Source organism: Pseudomonas sp. NPDC047961 (genome assembly GCF_050272435.1).
GTDB lineage: Bacteria > Pseudomonadota > Gammaproteobacteria > Pseudomonadales > Pseudomonadaceae > Stutzerimonas.
The window spans coordinates 442,854-460,873 of record NZ_JBNNMD010000002.1 but is presented as its reverse complement, the minus strand read 5'-3'; the positions used below and the strand labels follow the sequence as shown (position 1 = coordinate 460,873).

The following is an 18,020-nucleotide window of genomic DNA, read 5'->3' as shown; positions in this document are numbered from 1 at the left end:
CCGAATTCGAGGTGGCAACAATGTCGATGTCCGATCGTGATGGCGTGATCTGGTATGACGGTGAGATGGTGCAGTGGCGCGATGCGACCACCCATGTGCTGACTCACACTCTGCATTACGGTATGGGCGTTTTCGAAGGCGTGCGTGCCTACAACACGCCGGCGGGCACCGCTATCTTCCGCCTGCAGGCGCACACTGATCGCCTGTTCGATTCGGCGCACATCATGAATATGAAGATGCCGTTTTCGAAAGAGGAAATTAACGAGGCCACCCGCGCCGCCGTTCGCGAGAACAATCTGGAAAGCGCCTATATTCGCCCGATGGTGTTCTACGGATCCGAAGGCATGGGTCTGCGCGCCAGCGGCCTGAAGGTTCACGTGATCGTTGCCGCCTGGCACTGGGGCGCCTACATGGGTGACGAAGCGCTGGAGGTGGGCATCAAGGTGCGCACCAGCTCCTTTACCCGCCATCACGTCAACATCAGCATGACCCGCGCCAAATCCAACGGCGCATACATCAACTCGATGCTGGCCCTGCAGGAAGCGATTTCTGGCGGCGCTGACGAAGCGCTGATGCTGGACCCGGAAGGCTATGTAGCGGAAGGCTCGGGCGAGAACATCTTCATTATCAAAGACGGCGTTATCTACACGCCTGAAGTGACCGCCTGCCTTAATGGCATCACGCGCGGTACCGTGTTGACCCTGGCTGCCGAGTTGGGCATCAAGGTTGTGGAAAAGCGCATCACCCGTGACGAGGTTTACATCGCCGATGAAGCCTTCTTCACCGGCACCGCCGCCGAAGTCACGCCGATCCGCGAAGTGGACGGTCGCAACATTGGTATCGGTCGTCGTGGTCCGGTCACCGAGCGAGTGCAGAAAGCCTACTTCGATCTGGTGTCCGGCAAGACCGAGGCGCACCCCGAGTGGCGTACGCTGGTCAAATAAGCGCAGGGGTTGCTGCCGCGAACACGGGCCGCTCGGGCAGCTCGCGCTTGCGGCATGAAGCCCTAAGCCTGAAGCTGCCTTTATGAATATTCTGATTGTGGGTCCCAGCTGGGTCGGCGACATGGTGATGGCGCAGACGCTGTTTGTCTGTCTGAAACAGCGTCATCCCGATTGCCAGATCGACGTGCTCGCGCCGGAGTGGAGTCGCCCGATTCTCGAGCGTATGCCCGAGGTGCGTCAGGCACTAAGCTTTCCGGTCGGGCATGGTGTGCTCGACATGGCGACCCGGCGCAACATCGCCCAGGGGCTGCGTGGACAGTATGAGCAGGCGATCCTGCTGCCCAACTCGCTGAAGTCCGCCTTGGTCCCGTTCTTCGCCGGCATTCCCAAGCGTACCGGCTGGCGGGGCGAGATGCGTTTCGGTCTGCTCAACGACATGCGCAAGCTGGACAAGCAACGCTATCCACTGATGATCGAGCGCTTCATGGCGTTGGCCTACGAGCCGGGTGCCGAGTTGCCTGCCCCGTATCCGAAGCCGGCGCTGCGCATCGTTGAGCACAGTCGCGATGCGGCGCTGACGCGTTTCGGGCTTTCACTGGATCGTCCGGTATTGGCACTTTGCCCCGGAGCGGAGTTCGGCGAGTCCAAGCGTTGGCCGGCCGAGCATTTCGCCAAGGTTGCAGAGGTGAAAATCCGCGAGGGATGGCAGGTCTGGCTGTTCGGCTCGAAAAACGACCACGCTGTCGGCGAGCAGATCCTGCAACAGTTGATCCCCGGGCTGCGAGAAGAGGCGCTGAACCTGGCTGGCGAAACCAGTTTGGCCGAGGCCATCGATCTGCTTTCCTGCGCCGAAGCGGTGGTCTCCAACGATTCGGGACTGATGCACGTCGCCGCCGCGCTCGGGCGGCCGCTGGTGTCGGTCTATGGTTCGACGTCACCGGCCTTCACCCCGCCGTTGTCCGATCAGGTCGAGGTCGTGCGTCTGGGGCTCGATTGCAGTCCCTGTTTCGAACGCACCTGCCGTTTCGGCCATAACAACTGCATGCGTGAGCTGACACCGCGCCCTGTCATCGAGGCGCTAGGGCGCCTGGTTCCACAGCCAGTCGAGGTGCGTTGAGTGAGGGTGATGCTGGTCAAGACCTCTTCGCTGGGTGACGTGATCCATACGCTTCCGGCGTTGACCGACGCGCACCGCGCCATCCCCGGTATTCAGTTTGATTGGGTGGTAGAGGAGGGTTTCGCTGAGATCCCTGCCTGGCATCCGGCGGTTGCGCAGGTAATTCCCGTGGCCATCCGCCGCTGGCGCAAGCATCCGCTGCAAACCCTTCGTACCGGCGAGTGGCGGCGCTTCAAGGCGCGGCTGCGCGAGACCCGTTACGACCTGGTGATCGATGCGCAAGGACTGCTCAAGAGCGCTTGGTTGACACGTTACGTTAAGGCGCCGGTTGCAGGGTTTGATCGTGATTCAATACGCGAACCGCTGGCGTCGCGTTTCTATGATCGATGCTATGCCGTGCCCCAGGACCAGCATGCGCTCGAGCGGGTGCGTCAACTATTTGCTCAGGCGCTCGGCTACTCGATTCCTGAGATGATTGCCGACTACGGGCTGGACCGCAGTCAGCTGGCCACGCCAGGCGAACAACCCTATTTACTCTTCCTTCATGGGACCACCTGGCCGAGCAAGCATTGGCCGGAGGCTTACTGGCGCCAACTGGCCGAGCGTATGAGCGAGTTCGGCTGGGCGATCCGTCTGCCTTGGGGCAATGCGGAAGAAAAGGCCCGAGCCGAACGAATCGCCCAAGGCCTGCCGAGCGCTTCGGTATTGCCCAGGCTCAATCTGGGCGGTATTGCCAAAGTGGTTGCCGGGGCACGTGCCTGTGTGGCGGTGGACACAGGGCTCGGTCACCTAGCTGCAGCGTTGGACGTGCCGAGCATTTCGCTTTATGGCCCCACGCTGCCTGGCCGAGTCGGCGCCTATGGCCGTTCCCAAGTACACTTGTGCGCGCCTGGGCCGAACGCCGGTAAAGGCGATCGCCACAAACCCTGCTTCGACGGGCTATCAGCCGAGCACGTTGCAAGCGAACTCAAGGCCCTGTTGCGGTCATCGGAGACACCCTGATGCAACTGGCCTTCATCCTCTATAAGTACTTTCCTTTTGGCGGGTTGCAGCGTGATTTCATGCGCATCGCGCTCGAGTGTCAGCGCCGGGGCCATATGGTCCGGGTCTACGCAATGATCTGGGAAGGCGAAGTGCCCGAGGGGTTCGAGGTGCTGATCGCACCGGTCAAGGCGCTGTTCAACCACACCCGCAATGAGCGCTTCACCGCCTGGGTCGAGGCGGATCTGGCGAAGCGGCCGGTTGACCGAGTGATTGGCTTCAACAAGATGCCTGGGCTGGATGTGTATTACGCCGCCGACCCTTGTTTCGAGGACAAGGCCCAGACCCTGCGTAACCCAATCTACCGTCGTTGGGGCCGTTACAAGCATTTCGCCGAGTACGAACGCGCGGTGTTCGCCCCGCAGGCGAAGACGCAGATCCTGATGATTTCCGAGGTGCAGCAGCCGCTGTTCATCAAGCACTACGCAACGCCGGCTGATCGTTTTCACCTGCTGCCGCCGGGCATTGCCCAGGATCGAAAGGCGCCGTCCAATGCCCTCGACATTCGGGCCGAGTTCCGACGGGAGTTCAGGCTTGAGGGCGACGATCTTCTGCTGGTGCAGATCGGTTCCGGTTTCAAGACCAAGGGGCTCGACCGCAGCCTCAGGGCCGTCGCTTCGCTGCCTCCTGAGTTGAAGAGGCGGGCTCGCCTGTTCGTCATTGGTCAGGACGATCCCGGGACTTTTCAGGTGCAGGCCCGGAACCTGGGCGTTTCCGATCAAGTGATGTTCCTTGAAGGGCGCAGTGATATTCCGCGTTTCCTGCTGGGTGCCGACCTGCTGATTCATCCCGCCTACAACGAGAATACCGGTACCGTGCTGCTCGAAGCGCTGGTCGCCGGACTGCCGGTGCTCGTTACGGATGTCTGCGGCTATGCACATTACATCGCGGATGCCGATTGCGGTCGCGTGGTGCCGAGTCCTTTCGAACAGGGCCATCTCGATCGGCTTCTGGCCGAGATGCTTGCGGGCAATGAGCAACGCGCACTGTGGTCGCAGAACGCTCTCGCTTTTGCCGAAGGCGCCGATCTTTACAGCATGCCCGAGCGGGCTGCCGATGTGATCCTCGCGGAGCGCCCATGAAACTGATCGTCACAGAGCCCTTCAAAACCCTCTGGGCCGGTCGCGATCCGTTCGAGGCGGTCGAGCAGCTGCAGGGGCAGGTTTACCGCGAGCTCGAAGGTCGGCGCACCTTGCGCACCGAAATCGACGGGCGCGGTTACTTCGTCAAGATTCATCGCGGCATTGGTTGGGGCGAGATCGTCAAGAACCTCAGCACCGCCAAGCTGCCAGTCCTCGGCGCCGGGCAGGAGTGGCGGGCCATTCAACGGTTACACGAGGTCGGCGTACCGACTATGACTGCCGTCGCCTATGGCGAGCGCGGCAGCAATCCCGCCACCCAGCATTCGTTCATCATCACCGAAGAACTGGCGCCGACGGTCAGCCTCGAGGACTTCGCCGCAAACTGGCGTGAACAACCGCCGGAGCCTGCGCTCAAGCGCGCGCTGATTGCGGAAGTCGCTCGCATGGCTGGGAACATGCACCGTGCGGGAGTCAATCACCGCGACTTCTACATCTGCCATTTTCTGCTGCATACCGACAAGCCGGTGACGGCGCATGATTTTCGCCTGTCGCTCATCGACCTTCACCGCGCCCAGACCCGCACCCAGACGCCACGCCGCTGGCGCAACAAGGATCTGGCTGGGTTGTATTTCTCGGCGTTGGGCATCGGCCTGACGCGCCGTGACAAGCTGCGTTTTCTCCAGGTCTATTTCCAACGGCCATTACTGGATGTCCTGCGTGACGAGGCTTCGTTGTTGACTTGGCTGCAGCGGAAGGCGGAAAAGCTTCAAGACCGCAAGTTGCGCTACGGAGATGCGCTTTGATGGCAGGCTGGACACTCGACCCGGCCTATGCCGATCTGAGCGATGATTTCGGTAGGCTAGAGAGCGTATTCGAGCTGGAGGGCGAGAGGCTGACCCGGGATTTGCTGTCGGAGGTCATCCGCATCGAGCGTAACGGTGTTCGCTATTACGTGAAACGGTACTCTGGGGCAGGCAAAGGGTTGCGTCGATTCGTCGGCCGGCCTCGGGTCAAGGCCGAATGGCAGAATCTCATGCTCTTCCGGCGCTGGAGTATTCCGACCGCTCCAATTGTGGCGTACGGCCTGGAGCGCCGCGGTGGTGCTTTTTTGCGTGGAGCATTGATCACCCGCGAGCTTGAGCAGACCGAAGATCTTGCGTTGCTGGCCAACACCACCGATGCGCGCCTGCGTGATCGTCGTTGGGTCCAGGATGTCAGTCTGCAGTTGGCGCGCTCGACACGGGCGATGCACGACCGTGGCTTTGCGCATAACGATCTAAAGTGGCGGAATCTACTGGTCGATCCACAGCGCCGCCTTTACCTGATCGACTGTCCGACCGGCGCGTTCTGGCGTGGACCGTTCCTGCAGCGGCGGATCGTCAAGGACCTGGCCTGTCTGGACAAAGTTGCCAAATACCAGCTCACGCGGACGCAGCGCTTGCGTTTCTACCTGCAGTACAGCGGTCATCAGAAGTTGGATAACCGAGACAAGGCCAGGATCCGCGCGGTCTTAAAGTTCTTCGAGGGGCGAGAATGACCAGATTGAAGCTCGGAGAGCTGGCAAAGGCTGGCCGTGAGCCTTCATTGCCGCTGGTTCTGGAACTCCCCTCGGGCGAAATGCTGATCGACTCGTGGTTGCGCGTCTTGCCCGGGCAGCGCTATGTCGCCCGCGCTGAATGGGAGGGGCGCAAGGTATTGGTCAAGGTGCTGGTCGGAGATAAGGCAGGTCGACATTATCAACGCGAGCGTGAAGGTGCCGCGCTCTTGGCTGGGCAGAGCCTGCCGACGTCTACTCTGCTAGACGAGGGTTGGGTTGAGCGAGAGGGGGGGTGGCTGACGTTCGGCTATCTCGAGGGTGCTCAGAGTCTCTGGAGCCTTTGGCGGGACACTGAGCAAGATGCTCCGCTGTCATCCGCTCAGGAGCAGGTACTCGCGGCTGCGCTTGCGCTGATCGCAAATATGCACGCGCGCGGTATTTGGCAGGCCGATCTGCACCTCGACAATCTGCTGCGCGCACGTGACCAGCTCTATGTGGTTGACGGCGGTGGCGTGAAAGCGGAAGTGCCCGGAACGCCGCTATCTCGGGAGCGCGTACTGGAAAACCTTGGTGTTTTCTTCGCCCAATTGCCGGCAGAGCTTGAGCCGTTCATCGAAGAGCTGCTGGTGCACTATCTACTCGCCAACAGCGAGCATGCGCTGCCGCTGGAGGCGTTGCTCAAGGATATCCGTAAGACTCGCGCCTGGCGTCTGAATGATTACCTGAAAAAGGTGGCACGCGATTGCAGTCTCTTCAGTGCGCGTATCGGTGCGTTCGGTGCGCAGGTGGTGAGGCGCGATGAGGAGGCTGCCCTGCAGGCGGTGCTTGCCGATCCGGATGCGTTCATCGCCAAGGGCAAGCTGTTCAAGACCGGCGGTACTGCCACCGTAGCGCGAGTCGAGCTGGAACGGCGGCCCCTGTTAATCAAACGATACAACATCAAGAGCCCGCTGCATTGGGTCAAGCGTTTCTGGCGCCCTAGCCGCGCCTGGCACAGCTGGATCGAAGGCAATCGCCTCGACTTTCTAGGGGTTGCCACCCCCCGGCTCTTGGCAGTCATCGAACGGCGCTGGATGTGGATGCGTGGCCCCGCGTGGCTGATTACCGAATTGCTTCCGGGTAAAGATATAATCGCGCACTTTCAGCCGTACGTGGATAGTTGTCCGCCCGAGGAAGAGCTGTCCTCGCTGGACCGATTGTTCACGACGCTGATTCGCGAACGCATCAGTCATGGGGACCTGAAAGGGCACAACATATTCTGGGAGCGGGGCCGCTGGACACTCATTGATCTCGATGCTGTTCAGCAACATGTTAGCGATACCAGCTTCGCCCGGGCCTATGCCAAGGATCGTGCACGTTTTCTGCGCAACTGGCCGGCCGACAGCGCCCTGCATCAACTGCTTGACCAACGTTTACCCGCGGTGCCCGGCATCCGCATCGAAGATTAAGAGGCAATATCCGTGGCATTGACGATTCTCGGCCTTTCCGGCGCCCTCAGTCATGATCCTTCCGCCGCTCTGTACATTGACGGCAAGCTGATCGCTGCTGTCGAAGAAGAACGCTTCGTGCGTGACAAGCATGCCAAGAACCGCATGCCGTACGAATCAGCCAAGTTTTGCCTTGAGCAGGCCGGCATCAAGCCGTCCGATGTCGATGTGGTGGCCATTCCGTTCGCGCCGATTAGCATCTTCGAGAAGGCCCGCTGGCACTACGCCAAGCGTTACTGGTACGCACCGGACCGCGCGCTGGATGCCATTCTCATGGGCAACCGCCGCTACTACCGCTACAAGAAGCGCATCGAGTGGTGCCTGCAGCAGCTGGGCTTCGACCTGAAAAAGGTCAAGCTGCAGCCTGTCGAGCACCATCTGGCTCACGCCTCCAGCGCCTACCATTGCTCGGGATTCACCGAGAAGACCGCCATCCTCGGCATCGATGGCAAGGGCGAATACGCCACCACCTTCTTCGGCTGGGGTGAGAACGGCAAGATCCACAAGATCAAGGAATTCTACGATCCGGATTCTTTGGGCGGTCTGTACGGTGCGATCACCGAGTACCTCGGTTTCGAGATGCTCGACGGCGAGTTCAAGGTGATGGGCATGGCGCCCTACGGCGATGCCGCCAAGTATGACTTCTCTCGCCTGGCCACGTTCGAGAATGGCGAGCTGACCATCAACACGGATTACGCCAACGTCATCGGCTTCCGTCGTTACAAGGAGAAGGGCAAGGGCTATTACTTCTCGCCTAAGCTGATCGAGTGGCTGGGGCCCAAGCGTGAAGGCGATATCGCCGACGATCCCTACATCCATTACGCGGCTGCCATGCAGGCGCTGTTCGAAAAGCTGGCGCTGCAGATGATGGACTATTACCTGGGCGACATCATTCGCGAGACCGGCAAGATCGCCTTCGCCGGAGGTTGCGCGCTCAACGTCAAGCTCAACCAGAAGATCATCGCCCGCGACGACGTCAAAGAGCTGTTCGTCCAGCCTGCCTCCGGCGATGCCGGGACCGCGGTTGGTGCGGCTGCCTACGTCTCCCACCAGCGCGGTGTACCGGTGGAAAAGATGGAGCACGTCTATCTCGGCCCGTCTTATTCCAACGAAGATGTCATCGCGGCCTGTGCCCGGCACCCCAACCAGCCGGTGTTCAAGCAGATCACCAACACCCCTGAGCGCATTGCCAGAATCATGGCGGACGGAAACCCCGTGGCCTGGTTCCAAGGGCGCATGGAGTTCGGCCCGCGCGCCCTTGGCGGCCGTTCGATCATCGGCTGTCCGAGCGTGCCAGGCGTGGCCGATCGAATCAACGAGCAGATCAAGTTCCGCGAGCGCTGGAGACCCTTCTGCCCGTCCATGCTCGATACCGTTGCGTCACAAATGCTCAAGGTCGATCACCCCAGCCCATTCATGACCTTCACCTTCGAGGTGAACGAGGGCTGGAAGGAGCGCGTCGGCGAAGTGGTTCACGAGGACGGAACGTCCCGCGCCCAGGTGCTGGAGCGCCGGCACAATCCGCGCTGGTACGATCTGATGCTTGAGCTAGAAAAACTCACCGGCAACGGCGTTTCGCTGAACACCTCGCTTAACCGCCGCGGTGAGCCGATGATTTGCTCTCCAACCGATGCGCTGAACATGTTCTATGGCTCGGACTTGCAGTACCTGATCATGGAGGACATCCTCGTGGTCAAGGACGGTAAGGAATGGTATGACAGCGTCTAAGAATTGGGTGCTGCAGTTTTGCCACAGCTATGACGGACCCTTTCTCGACTGTGCGCGGCAATACGCCGCGCTTTTCGTTGGCACGCCATACAAGGTCTGCACGGTATATCTCACAGGCTCACCGAGTGATGAGGTTGTGCAAGGATCTGCTTCGGATGAAGTGGTCTTCCTCGGTTATAGCAGCCGCGACGTGCGCGGTCTAAAGCTACAGGCAATTCAAGATATACGAAAGGTCGCCGCCACACGCGACTTCGCGTTCTGCATAGCCCATCGCTTCAAGCCGATCTACGTAGCATTGCTGGGTACCAGGCTGCCTGTGATCGGTATCCACCATGCCTTGGGCGATTATCAGCGTCGTCCGCGTCAGCTGTTTGCCAACTTCTATCGAAAGCGGCTGACGCTGCTGGGCGTCTCCAATGCTGTGAGAGACGATCTCCGCGCCTGCCTCTCTGGCTGGCCGGCTGAGCGCATCGAGACGCTGTACAACCGTATAGATATAGCTGCGGTGCGGGCTGAACAGCTGTCACGTGAAGAGGCTCGGGTATTCCTCGGGCTGCCTCAGGATGCATGGGTGGTCGGCAATGTTGGCCGTCTGCATCCGGACAAGGACCAAGCAACGCTTATTCGCGGCTTTGCGTTAGCGCTGCCCCAGCTGCCGGGCCAAAGCCTCCTGGCGATCATGGGGAGCGGCTCTTTGGAGGCTCCGTTGAAGGCATTGGCAGCGGAGCTTGAGGTGAGCGAACAAGTGCGCTTTCTCGGCCAGGTGCCGTATGGCCGTCGCTACTTCAAGGCATTTGACGTCTTTGCTCTTACCTCCGATCACGAACCGTTCGGCATGGTGCTGCTAGAAGCGATGGCCGCTGGAGTGCCGGTGATCTGCTCGGATTGTGGAGGAGGTAGGGAGGTGGTCGATGGCGTTGGACGGCTATTCACGCGGGCCGACGAACATGCCTTGGCGCGCACTCTGAGACAGAGTGCGACGGCGCCAAAGGACGATCCGCAAATTGCCGAGGCGCTGCTGCGTTTTTCTGACCAATGTGTGCGGACCACTTTTTGGCGGTTGCCGATGATGATCAACTGGCGACTGGCGGCAGACTAGTCCGCCGTGGCGCAGTCAGCCAGCCAGCGCATCGCATCACCTACTCGGATTTCAAGGGAAATTATTTTGATCAACACGCTGAAGGCGACTCTCTATAGGCGTTGGTTGCGCAGACGTGGGTTCAAATTGGCTGTCGACATACACGCCCTACCCGGCAAAGCGCTGCTGGTGCTGGAAGAGGGTGCTTCCATCGGTAAAGTGATTGGCACCTTCGAGCACTTGCAGGTCGGCGCATCGAGTTATGTGCGCAGCGCCTCCGAACTGCTAAATGTCGCGCGGATAGGACGGTTCTGCTCGATTGGCAACGCGGTCGTGATCGGTCAGGAAAGGGCCGGTCACCCGCTGCACTGGGTCAGCTCGCATCCCTTTCAGTACACCGGGACATCGTTAGACTACGCCGCCCCCGGCAAGCCGGCTGAGATCGGCCATGACGTCTGGATCGGCCGCGAGGCGATGATCATGGAGGGGGTCATGGTCGGCACGGGTGCGGTAATCGCGGCGCGCTCCGTGGTGACACGCGATATACCGCCGTATGCGGTGGTCGCTGGGACGCCGGCGCGCATCCTGCGTTACCGTCATCCACCGCAGTTGATCGACGCGTTGCTGGCGAGTGCCTGGTGGGAGCTGCCGCTCGCAGTCCTCCAGGGCTTGCCACTGAACGATCCAGAATCTTTCCTGAGCGCCATTGTCTCGCTGCAGGAAGGCGAACGGGTCTCCTTTAGGCGAGTCGAGGTCAGCCGCCGAGGCTGTCGCGAGCTCCCGCTTGCTGAGCGTCGCGTACACGGGGGGGTATGATGAAGGTCCTGTTTCTCGTTCAGGCCGAACAGCGGGCGATCCTGGATCGTCTTTACGAAAGCATTCAGCACCACTGCGATTGCGACATCCGTTGGCTTGGGCGCCGTGATCAGGCCAATCTGCGGCGTTACTTCCGAGACCAAGTGGACATAGCCCGCTATGACCGCATCCTGTTCTTCCTGCGCTTCAAGCAGGAAATCCGCCAAGTGGACTTTATTCGCAACGTACCGAACCTGGTCCTCCTCGAGCATGACGCGTATCAGAACTACATTCCCTGCAAATACACCGGCAAGTTCAGCGCGCACTATTGCAAGCTGCCCTGGGCGCGGGTGATCAGCTCCGGCCAGGTTGTGACCCGGCGCTTGCGCGAGGAGGGGGTGGATGCGGTGTTCGTCCCCAAAGGCTACGACCAGACATTGCTGCGCGATTTGGGGCGCGAGCGCGATATTGAACTGGGCTTCATCGGCAGTACCAAGAGCGTTGCCTACAGCAGGCGCAAGGCGCTGCTGGAGGAACTAGCGCAGATGGAGAACCTGGTGGCAACTCGTACCAATTCCGGTGAAGACTACCTCAACGCCCTCAACCGCATCCGTTTCTTTGTTAGCGCCGACGTTGGCATGGGCGAGTACATGATCAAAAACTTCGAGGCCATGGCCTGCGGCTGCGTGCTGCTTGCCTACGATCAGGGCGAGGAGGAGAACCGAGCGCTGGGCTTCGTCGACATGGAGAACCTTGTGCTGTACCGGACGGTTGACGAACTGCGCGGCAAGCTGGCGCAGCTGCGCGCCGATCCGGCTTGGGCGATGCGGATCGCCGACAGCGGTCGGGCGCTGGCCGAGTCTTGCTTCAGCTTCGCGCGCATTGGCGCCGAGATCGTGCAGGCCATGGAGGCGCCCTTACGCCCCGCCCCGGCGCCCGGCTGGTTTCGCCGGTTGCGCAATCGCCTGGGAGTTTAAGCATGACCGCGCCTCGTCTGCTGTTTGTCATCCCCTATTTCGGTCGCTGGCCGTTCTGGATGCCGTTCTTCCTAAAGAGTTGTCGCTTTAATCCCGACGTGCAGTGGCTGTTCTTTACAGACTGCGGCGCGCTGCCCGATGCTCCAAGCAACGTACGCTTCCGAACAATTAGCTTTGCTGACTACTGTGCCCAGGTGTCCGCGCGGCTGGGCATTGACTTCAGTCCGCAGACCCCCTACAAGCTCTGCGATCTAAAACCGGCCTTGGGGCATGTGCATGCCGACGAGCTGGAGGGCTTCGATTTCTGGGGATTCAGCGATATCGATCTAATTTATGGCGATCTGCGCGGCTATTTCAGCGCCGAGCGGCTGCAGCGTTTCGATCTGCTCTCCACTCATGAGCGGCGTATCTCTGGCCATCTATGCGTGCTGCGCAACGATGCACGGATGCGCGAGGCCTTCATGCAAATACCTGGCTGGCAGGCGAAACTGGCTTCTAGCGAACACAGCGCCTTCGACGAGGGCGCATTCAGTCGATTGTTCATCCGTCACAAGAGCTGGCCGACGCCGTTGCGGCGACTGGTCGACATCTCAAACCCCTGGCGGCGGCGTAGCGAATTCGCCGAAGCCTTTAGCACGCCGAATGGTCGGGTGGCCTGGCTCGATGGAAGTTTCGATTTCCCACAGCGCTGGATTTGGGAACTCGGGCGGTTGCGCAGTGACCGCGACGGCGAGCGGGAGTTTCCCTATTTTCATTTCATCGGTTGGAAATGCGATGCCTGGCCGGCCCATGACGAGCGTGAGCTGCTGGGCGATGCCACGCTGGCCGAACAGGATACCTGGAGCATCACCCCCCAAGGTTTTCGAGAGGTTTGAATCTTGATCTTTTCTAAGGACAGTGACGTTACTCTGGTGGTGACCAGTTGTGGTCGTTTCGACCTGTTAACGCAGACGCTGGCTAGTTTCGACGCCTTCAACACTACGCCGATCCGCGAGGTTTTCATCACCGAGGACTCGGGGAGCCAGGCTGTGGAAAGCTGTATCCCCGAGCATTGGCGCGAGTACACCACCTTTTTCATCAACATGCCGCGGCTGGGGCAGTTGCGTTCCATAGATCTGGCCTACTCCCACATCAAGACCCAGTGGATCTTCCATTGCGAGGACGATTGGGCGTTCTATCGGCCGGGCTTCATTGAGGAGTCGCAAGCTCTGTTGGAGGCCGATCCCCAGGCGCTGCAGGTCTGGCTGCGTAGCTTTGCCCACGATCTGGCGATTCACAGCCCCTATGTCTACCTGGGCGAGCGTCAGGTGGTCCAGGGCATTCCTTGCTATCGACTCGGTTCACATAAGGAGGACTGGCAAGGCTTCTCCTTCAATCCAGGATTGCGCCGTTTGGTCGACTATCAGCGGCATGCGCCCTATGCACAACATGCCGGAGAGAAAGACCTTTCGCGGCTGTACGCGGAAGAGCGGCGCCATGCACTGATCCTAGAGAACGACGCCGTGCTGCATACAGGATTCGGCGAGCATGTCAGCGTGCCCAAGGAGCGCGCAAAGAAGGCGCGGCGCAAGCGCCATGAGCGGCTGCGGCTGATTTTGGCGTTCACAGTTGGTCTTTTGTGCGGAGTGATGTTGTGAGTGCTGTAAAGCGTCTGGCTGGAAAGCATGAGCGGGTAGGCTACTTCACACCAGCTTTGCTGATTTTTATCGCTAGTTTTCTGTTGTTGCCCACTAGCAAGATGGTTAACAACGTCTACTACGTACTGCTGGCATTGCCCGCTCTAGGCGTGCTGCTGGTGCGCGGGGGGCGCGATGTCCGGCCGTCTCCCGCCTTGTGGCTATGGGGAGCTCTGTGCGCTTGGTATGTGCTTGTTGGCGCCGTGTCGGTGGACGGCCAATATTTCAAGCATGTGCTTTATATGGCCCTGTTTGTGTTGCTGGTCAGCCAACTGGTCAATCCGCAGCCATTGCGGACGTCACTGTTCTCCCGTGGACTGTTCTGGGTGCTAGGCGTCTATGTGCTAGGCTCGGCCGTCGTCTACTGGCTTACCGGGCGCTATGCACCGGGCGAGCGGGTGCTTTGGCTGCCAGGGCGGATGACCGGGCCGATCTACACCAGCATGTGGCTGGCCAGCTGCTTCGCTCTGGCGTTGCCTACCTGGCTGGCCCAGCGGCGCTGGATGGAACTATCTGCTGCTGCCTCGCTAGCAATCTTCTGCATGGCCTACGTGCTTCAAAGTCGCTCCGGGCTGGTCGGTATGCTCGCGATTGGCGGTCTGGTCGCTGGCTGGATGATGTTGCGCCGTGCTCGCTACCTGCTGTTGATGGGGGGCGCGGCTGTGCTGATCGCTGGCTTTACCCTGATCGCCATGCGTGAGGTGCCGGAGGTGGCTAGTCTGTTCGCTCGTGCCGACGCTGGCCGCTTCGAGCTATGGGGTATCCTCGCCGCGGATTGGTTGGAATGCGGTCTATGGCTAGGCTGCGGCATGCAGCATGTCACGGACGCGACCATCCTTGGCGGTGCACCAATCCAGCATCCTCACAATATCTTCCTAGCGCTTGGTCTCTACAGCGGCTTGGTGTCGCTGCTGATTTTCTTAGTGCTGATGGCCGTGGTGCTCCAGCATGCCTGGAGGCAGCGCGATCCCTGGGGGCTTTATCTGTTTACGGCTTTAGTGGTCTTGAACTTCGATGGCAGTAAGCTGGTCGGCAACCCCGACGAACTTTGGTTACTGGTGCTCCTGCCGATGGCTTTGATCGTCAACCGGCGAGCGGACGGGGCTTAGGTCGGGGTGTGTCTCAGCGGTGCCCTGTTCGGATGGCCTCGCAGTAGGCCCACAGCGATGCGCTGTCGAATGGAAAGCCCTCCTTGCGCAGGTATTTATCGAAGTGTTCGCGGTTGCGCCGGATCAGCTGCCCGCCTAGCGGGCGGCGACGGAACTGCAGGTCTGCGATGTCGATCAGGCCGAGCTGGCCGCTCGGGGTACGGACGATGTTACCGAGGTGCAGGGAGCGGAAGTACACGCCGCTGTCATGGAGGCGGTTGATGAAGCGCGCTAGCTCCGGCTGCAGATTGGACCAGGAAATATCATTGTCGCGCAGAAGCTGGGACAGGGTTTCGCCGGGCAATGGCTGATAGAGCACCACTGTTCTGCCCGGATCTTCCATGCGGTAGAGGCGCAGCGGCTGCAAGGTCGGAATTCCGAGTTCTTGTAGGGCTGCAGCGTTGGCACAGAAACGCCGCGAGTGCGGGCGCAGCAGCGCCGAGGAAAGCAGGCGTTTGCGGCGGAACAGCTTGAGCATGTTGCCGTCCCGCAGCCGGTATACCTTGGGGCCGAAGCTGTCCTGCTCCAAGATCCGGGCGCCTTCGATCATCTCGTTCAGCATTGCTGCGGGCAGTGGGGTAAACGTCAGCACGTATGGGCGCCTCAATGTTCGCGTAGCGGCATATGATGCCTGATCTCGGCGGGGCGCGGCCATGCAAGCAGGAGTGTTAAGATTGCGCCCCTTTTTCGGGTGAGATCCGTCATGACAGAAATCCCCAGGCAGGAGGCTGTTTCCAGCCTCAAGATCTACTTCCGCCTGCTGGCCTATGTGAAGCCCTACATCGGCTATTTCCTGGTCAGCATCATCGGCTATGTAATCTTTGCCTCTACCCAGCCGATGCTGGCGGGAATCCTCAAGTACTTCGTCGATGGACTGAGCAACCCCGACGCAGCACTGTTCCCCGGCGTGCTCTGGCTGGCCGAGTTGCCGCTACTACATGCGGTGCCCCTATTAATCGTGCTGATTGCTGCCTGGCAGGGCTTAGGCTCGTTCCTTGGTAACTTCTATTTGGCCCGCGTTTCGCTCGGTTTGGTGCACGACCTACGCGTGCAGCTGTTCAATAGTCTGCTGACGTTGCCCAATCGCTACTACGATCAGCACAATTCAGGCCATCTGATATCGCGAATAACCTTCAACGTGACCATGGTTACCGGTGCGGCTACCGATGCGATCAAAGTGGTGATTCGCGAGGGGCTGACGGTGATCTTCTTGTTCGCCTATCTATTGTGGATGAATTGGATGCTGACCCTGGTGATGTTGGCGATACTGCCGGTCATCGCCGTAGTAGTGAGCAGTGCCAGCAAGAAATTTCGCAAGCAGAGCAAGAAGATCCAGGTAGCGATGGGGGATGTCACCCATGTAGCTTCGGAAACCATCCAGGGCTATCGGGTAGTGCGGAGCTTTGGCGGCGAGCGCTATGAGCAGCAGCGCTTCGTTGACGCCAGCCAGAGCAACACCGACAAGCAGTTGCGCATGGTCAAGACCGGTGCGGTGTATACGCCGACCTTGCAACTGCTGATTTACAGCGCTATGGCCGTGCTGATGTTTCTGGTTTTGCTTTTGCGCGGCGATGCAACTGCAGGTGACTTGGTGGCTTACATAACTGCCGCCGGCCTGCTTCCCAAGCCGATCCGCCAGCTGTCCGAAGTCAGCGCCAACATCCAGAAAGGCCTGGCCGCCGCCGATAGTATCTTCGAACAGCTCGACGAGCAGCCGGAGACCGATACCGGCACGCTCGAGCGCGAAGCCGTCAGCGGTCATCTTGCGGTGCGTAACCTCGACTTCGTCTATCCGGGGACCGACAAGCGCGTACTGCACGACATCAGCTTCACAATCGAGCCGGGCCAGATGGTGGCGTTGGTTGGACGTTCAGGCAGCGGTAAATCCACGCTTGCGAATCTGATCCCGCGCTTCTATCACCATGAGGCCGGCCAGATACTGCTCGACGGTGCGGATGTTGAATCCTACACGTTGCGCAATCTGCGTCGGCACATCGCACTGGTGACTCAGCAGGTGACACTGTTCAACGATACGGTGGCTAATAATATCGCTTACGGCGATCTGGCTGGCGCGCCGCTGGATGACATACGCCGGGCAGCCCGTGATGCATACGCCGATGAGTTCATCGAGCAGATGCCGGAGGGTTACCAGACCATGGTCGGCGAAAACGGCGTGCTGCTGTCTGGAGGTCAGCGTCAACGCCTGGCGATCGCTCGTGCATTATTGAAGAACTCGCCTGTGCTGATTCTGGACGAAGCCACTTCAGCGCTGGATACCGAGTCCGAGCGGCACATCCAGGGCGCGTTGGATCACGTGATGCAGGGCCGTACCACGCTGGTCATCGCGCACCGCTTGAGCACCATCGAGAAGGCTGATCAGATTCTGGTGATGGACCAGGGGCGCATCGTCGAGCGCGGTACCCACGCCGAGCTGTTAGCCGTGAACGGTGCCTACGCCAGGCTTCACGCGACGCAGTTCAAGGACGAAGTTCCGGGCGAGCGGGAATCCTGATGTTGCAGCTTCTGAAGAGCTGGCGAGAGCGTGGCTGGTGCACTATCGACGCATCGACGTATGCCGAAGCCTGGCAGCGATACGGCGGCAGCGTTGCGACTCACCCTGAGGTCATCGAACGGCTGGCTGGGTTTGCTGGTATTCCTGTGCGCTATCTGGGCTGGGAAAAGCAAGGTGAGCTGATTGCAGCGGTTCCCTGCTGGGGTCGGCATCTGGCACTTTCCAAGGATGTGCTGAAAAAGACCGGTAAGCGTGGCCTGTTCGATATGGGCAACGCGGAGATCATTCTGCCGGTTGCCGAGCTGGCTGAGGTGCCGGTACGCCAGCGTATGCGCTACGTGTCCGAGCTGAATGCTGCTGCGATCAGCTCGTTGCGCGAGCAGTCGGAGGGCCTGGCGCTGGCGCGCGAGCCTGAGGAGTATTCGAAGAAGTTCCGCTACAACCAGCGTCGCGAACAGCGCCTGCTGGAAGAGGCCGGCGGCGTACTGCGCCCGATGCAGGATTTCTCGCCGACCGAGCAGGCTGCAATGTATGCCGATCTGTTTCAGCGCCGCTGGAGTTTCGAGGCGCCCGGTAAGGGCCATCTGCAGGAAGTCTTCACACTACTGCGCGAGTTCATGACGGGCTCGGTGGTCCTACTCGACGAGCAGCCCATCGCCGTCCAGGTGCTTTACCGGGTCGAAGCGCCAAAATGGGTGTCGATCGAGTACATCAATGGCGGTGTCGATCCCCAACAGCGGGATTTCAGCCCCGGCAGCGTCCTCAGCTTCGTCAATACCCAAGCGGCTTGGGCCGACGCCCGAGCGCTGGGCAAACCGCTGCGTTATTCCTTCGGTCGTGCGGATCGAGAGTACAAGGACCGCTGGTGCAATCGAGTCCCGGTCTATCAGGTGTGAGC

General features: G+C 60.2%; 17 protein-coding genes. 16 read left to right on the top strand and 1 reads right to left on the bottom strand.

The window, feature by feature from the left end; all coding sequences use genetic code 11:
- Positions 1–20 precede the first annotated feature (20 nt).
- The 14 genes from ilvE (at position 21) to ACQKIK_RS08395 (ending at position 14,571) form a co-directional block, all read left to right on the top strand.
- Positions 21–944, top strand: a complete 924-nt coding sequence (ilvE, locus tag ACQKIK_RS08460) for a branched-chain-amino-acid transaminase (RefSeq protein WP_046161718.1) — start codon at positions 21–23, stop codon at positions 942–944.
- 82 nt (positions 945–1,026) lie between these two features.
- On the top strand, positions 1,027–2,061 hold the full coding sequence (gene waaF / locus ACQKIK_RS08455; protein ID WP_241529363.1) for a lipopolysaccharide heptosyltransferase II: 1,035 nt from the start codon (positions 1,027–1,029) through the stop codon (positions 2,059–2,061).
- Entirely contained in the window at positions 2,062–3,063 is a 1,002-nt protein-coding gene (gene waaC, locus ACQKIK_RS08450; RefSeq protein WP_499135584.1) for a lipopolysaccharide heptosyltransferase I, read from the top strand.
- The gene (locus ACQKIK_RS08445; protein ID WP_045423941.1) at positions 3,063–4,184 is read left to right on the top strand and encodes a glycosyltransferase family 4 protein; all 1,122 of its coding nucleotides are present in this window, start codon (positions 3,063–3,065) and stop codon (positions 4,182–4,184) included. The genes waaC and ACQKIK_RS08445 overlap by 1 nt, the downstream gene beginning before the upstream one ends.
- Positions 4,181–4,987: a lipopolysaccharide core heptose(I) kinase RfaP gene (gene rfaP, locus ACQKIK_RS08440; protein ID WP_499135583.1), complete on the top strand. Its 807-nt coding sequence runs from the start codon at positions 4,181–4,183 to the stop codon at positions 4,985–4,987. Before ACQKIK_RS08445 ends, rfaP begins: the two co-directional genes overlap by 4 nt.
- Positions 4,987–5,721 (top strand): lipopolysaccharide kinase InaA family protein, encoded by a 735-nt coding sequence (locus tag ACQKIK_RS08435; RefSeq protein WP_499135582.1) that lies wholly within the window; start codon positions 4,987–4,989, stop codon positions 5,719–5,721. Before rfaP ends, ACQKIK_RS08435 begins: the two co-directional genes overlap by 1 nt.
- The gene (locus ACQKIK_RS08430; RefSeq protein ID WP_499135581.1) at positions 5,718–7,169 is read left to right on the top strand and encodes a lipopolysaccharide kinase InaA family protein; all 1,452 of its coding nucleotides are present in this window, start codon (positions 5,718–5,720) and stop codon (positions 7,167–7,169) included. Before ACQKIK_RS08435 ends, ACQKIK_RS08430 begins: the two co-directional genes overlap by 4 nt.
- Positions 7,170–7,181: 12 nt before the next feature.
- Complete coding sequence (locus ACQKIK_RS08425; protein WP_499135580.1) at positions 7,182–8,936, top strand: carbamoyltransferase family protein; 1,755 nt, start codon at positions 7,182–7,184, stop codon at positions 8,934–8,936.
- Entirely contained in the window at positions 8,923–10,035 is a 1,113-nt protein-coding gene (locus tag ACQKIK_RS08420; protein ID WP_499135579.1) for a glycosyltransferase, read from the top strand. The genes ACQKIK_RS08425 and ACQKIK_RS08420 overlap by 14 nt, the downstream gene beginning before the upstream one ends.
- 69 nt (positions 10,036–10,104) lie before the next feature.
- A complete protein-coding gene (locus tag ACQKIK_RS08415; protein WP_499135894.1) occupies positions 10,105–10,830 on the top strand; it encodes a CatB-related O-acetyltransferase in 726 nt (241 codons plus the stop codon).
- Positions 10,830–11,786, top strand: a complete 957-nt coding sequence (locus ACQKIK_RS08410) for a glycosyltransferase family protein (RefSeq protein WP_499135893.1) — start codon at positions 10,830–10,832, stop codon at positions 11,784–11,786. The genes ACQKIK_RS08415 and ACQKIK_RS08410 overlap by 1 nt, the downstream gene beginning before the upstream one ends.
- Before the next feature lie 2 nt (positions 11,787–11,788).
- Positions 11,789–12,661 (top strand): DUF6625 family protein, encoded by an 873-nt coding sequence (locus ACQKIK_RS08405; protein WP_499135578.1) that lies wholly within the window; start codon positions 11,789–11,791, stop codon positions 12,659–12,661.
- 3 nt (positions 12,662–12,664) lie between these two features.
- Complete coding sequence (locus ACQKIK_RS08400) at positions 12,665–13,423, top strand: glycosyltransferase family 2 protein (RefSeq protein ID WP_499135577.1); 759 nt, start codon at positions 12,665–12,667, stop codon at positions 13,421–13,423.
- Positions 13,420–14,571, top strand: coding sequence for an O-antigen ligase family protein (locus tag ACQKIK_RS08395; RefSeq protein ID WP_499135576.1), 1,152 nt, complete (start codon positions 13,420–13,422; stop codon positions 14,569–14,571). The genes ACQKIK_RS08400 and ACQKIK_RS08395 overlap by 4 nt, the downstream gene beginning before the upstream one ends.
- Before the next feature lie 13 nt (positions 14,572–14,584).
- Here the strand turns inward: ACQKIK_RS08395 and ACQKIK_RS08390 are convergent, their stop codons facing one another.
- Positions 14,585–15,160 (bottom strand): BUD32 family EKC/KEOPS complex subunit, encoded by a 576-nt coding sequence (locus ACQKIK_RS08390; protein ID WP_499135892.1) that lies wholly within the window; start codon positions 15,158–15,160, stop codon positions 14,585–14,587.
- A 153-nt stretch (positions 15,161–15,313) separates the two neighbouring features.
- Between ACQKIK_RS08390 and msbA the strand changes: the two genes are divergently transcribed.
- Together msbA and ACQKIK_RS08380 are read left to right on the top strand one after the other, a co-directional pair.
- Positions 15,314–17,122, top strand: coding sequence for a lipid A export permease/ATP-binding protein MsbA (msbA, locus tag ACQKIK_RS08385; protein ID WP_499135575.1), 1,809 nt, complete (start codon positions 15,314–15,316; stop codon positions 17,120–17,122).
- Entirely contained in the window at positions 17,122–18,018 is an 897-nt protein-coding gene (locus ACQKIK_RS08380; RefSeq protein WP_499135574.1) for a GNAT family N-acetyltransferase, read from the top strand. The genes msbA and ACQKIK_RS08380 overlap by 1 nt, the downstream gene beginning before the upstream one ends.
- Positions 18,019–18,020: the final 2 nt, after the last annotated feature.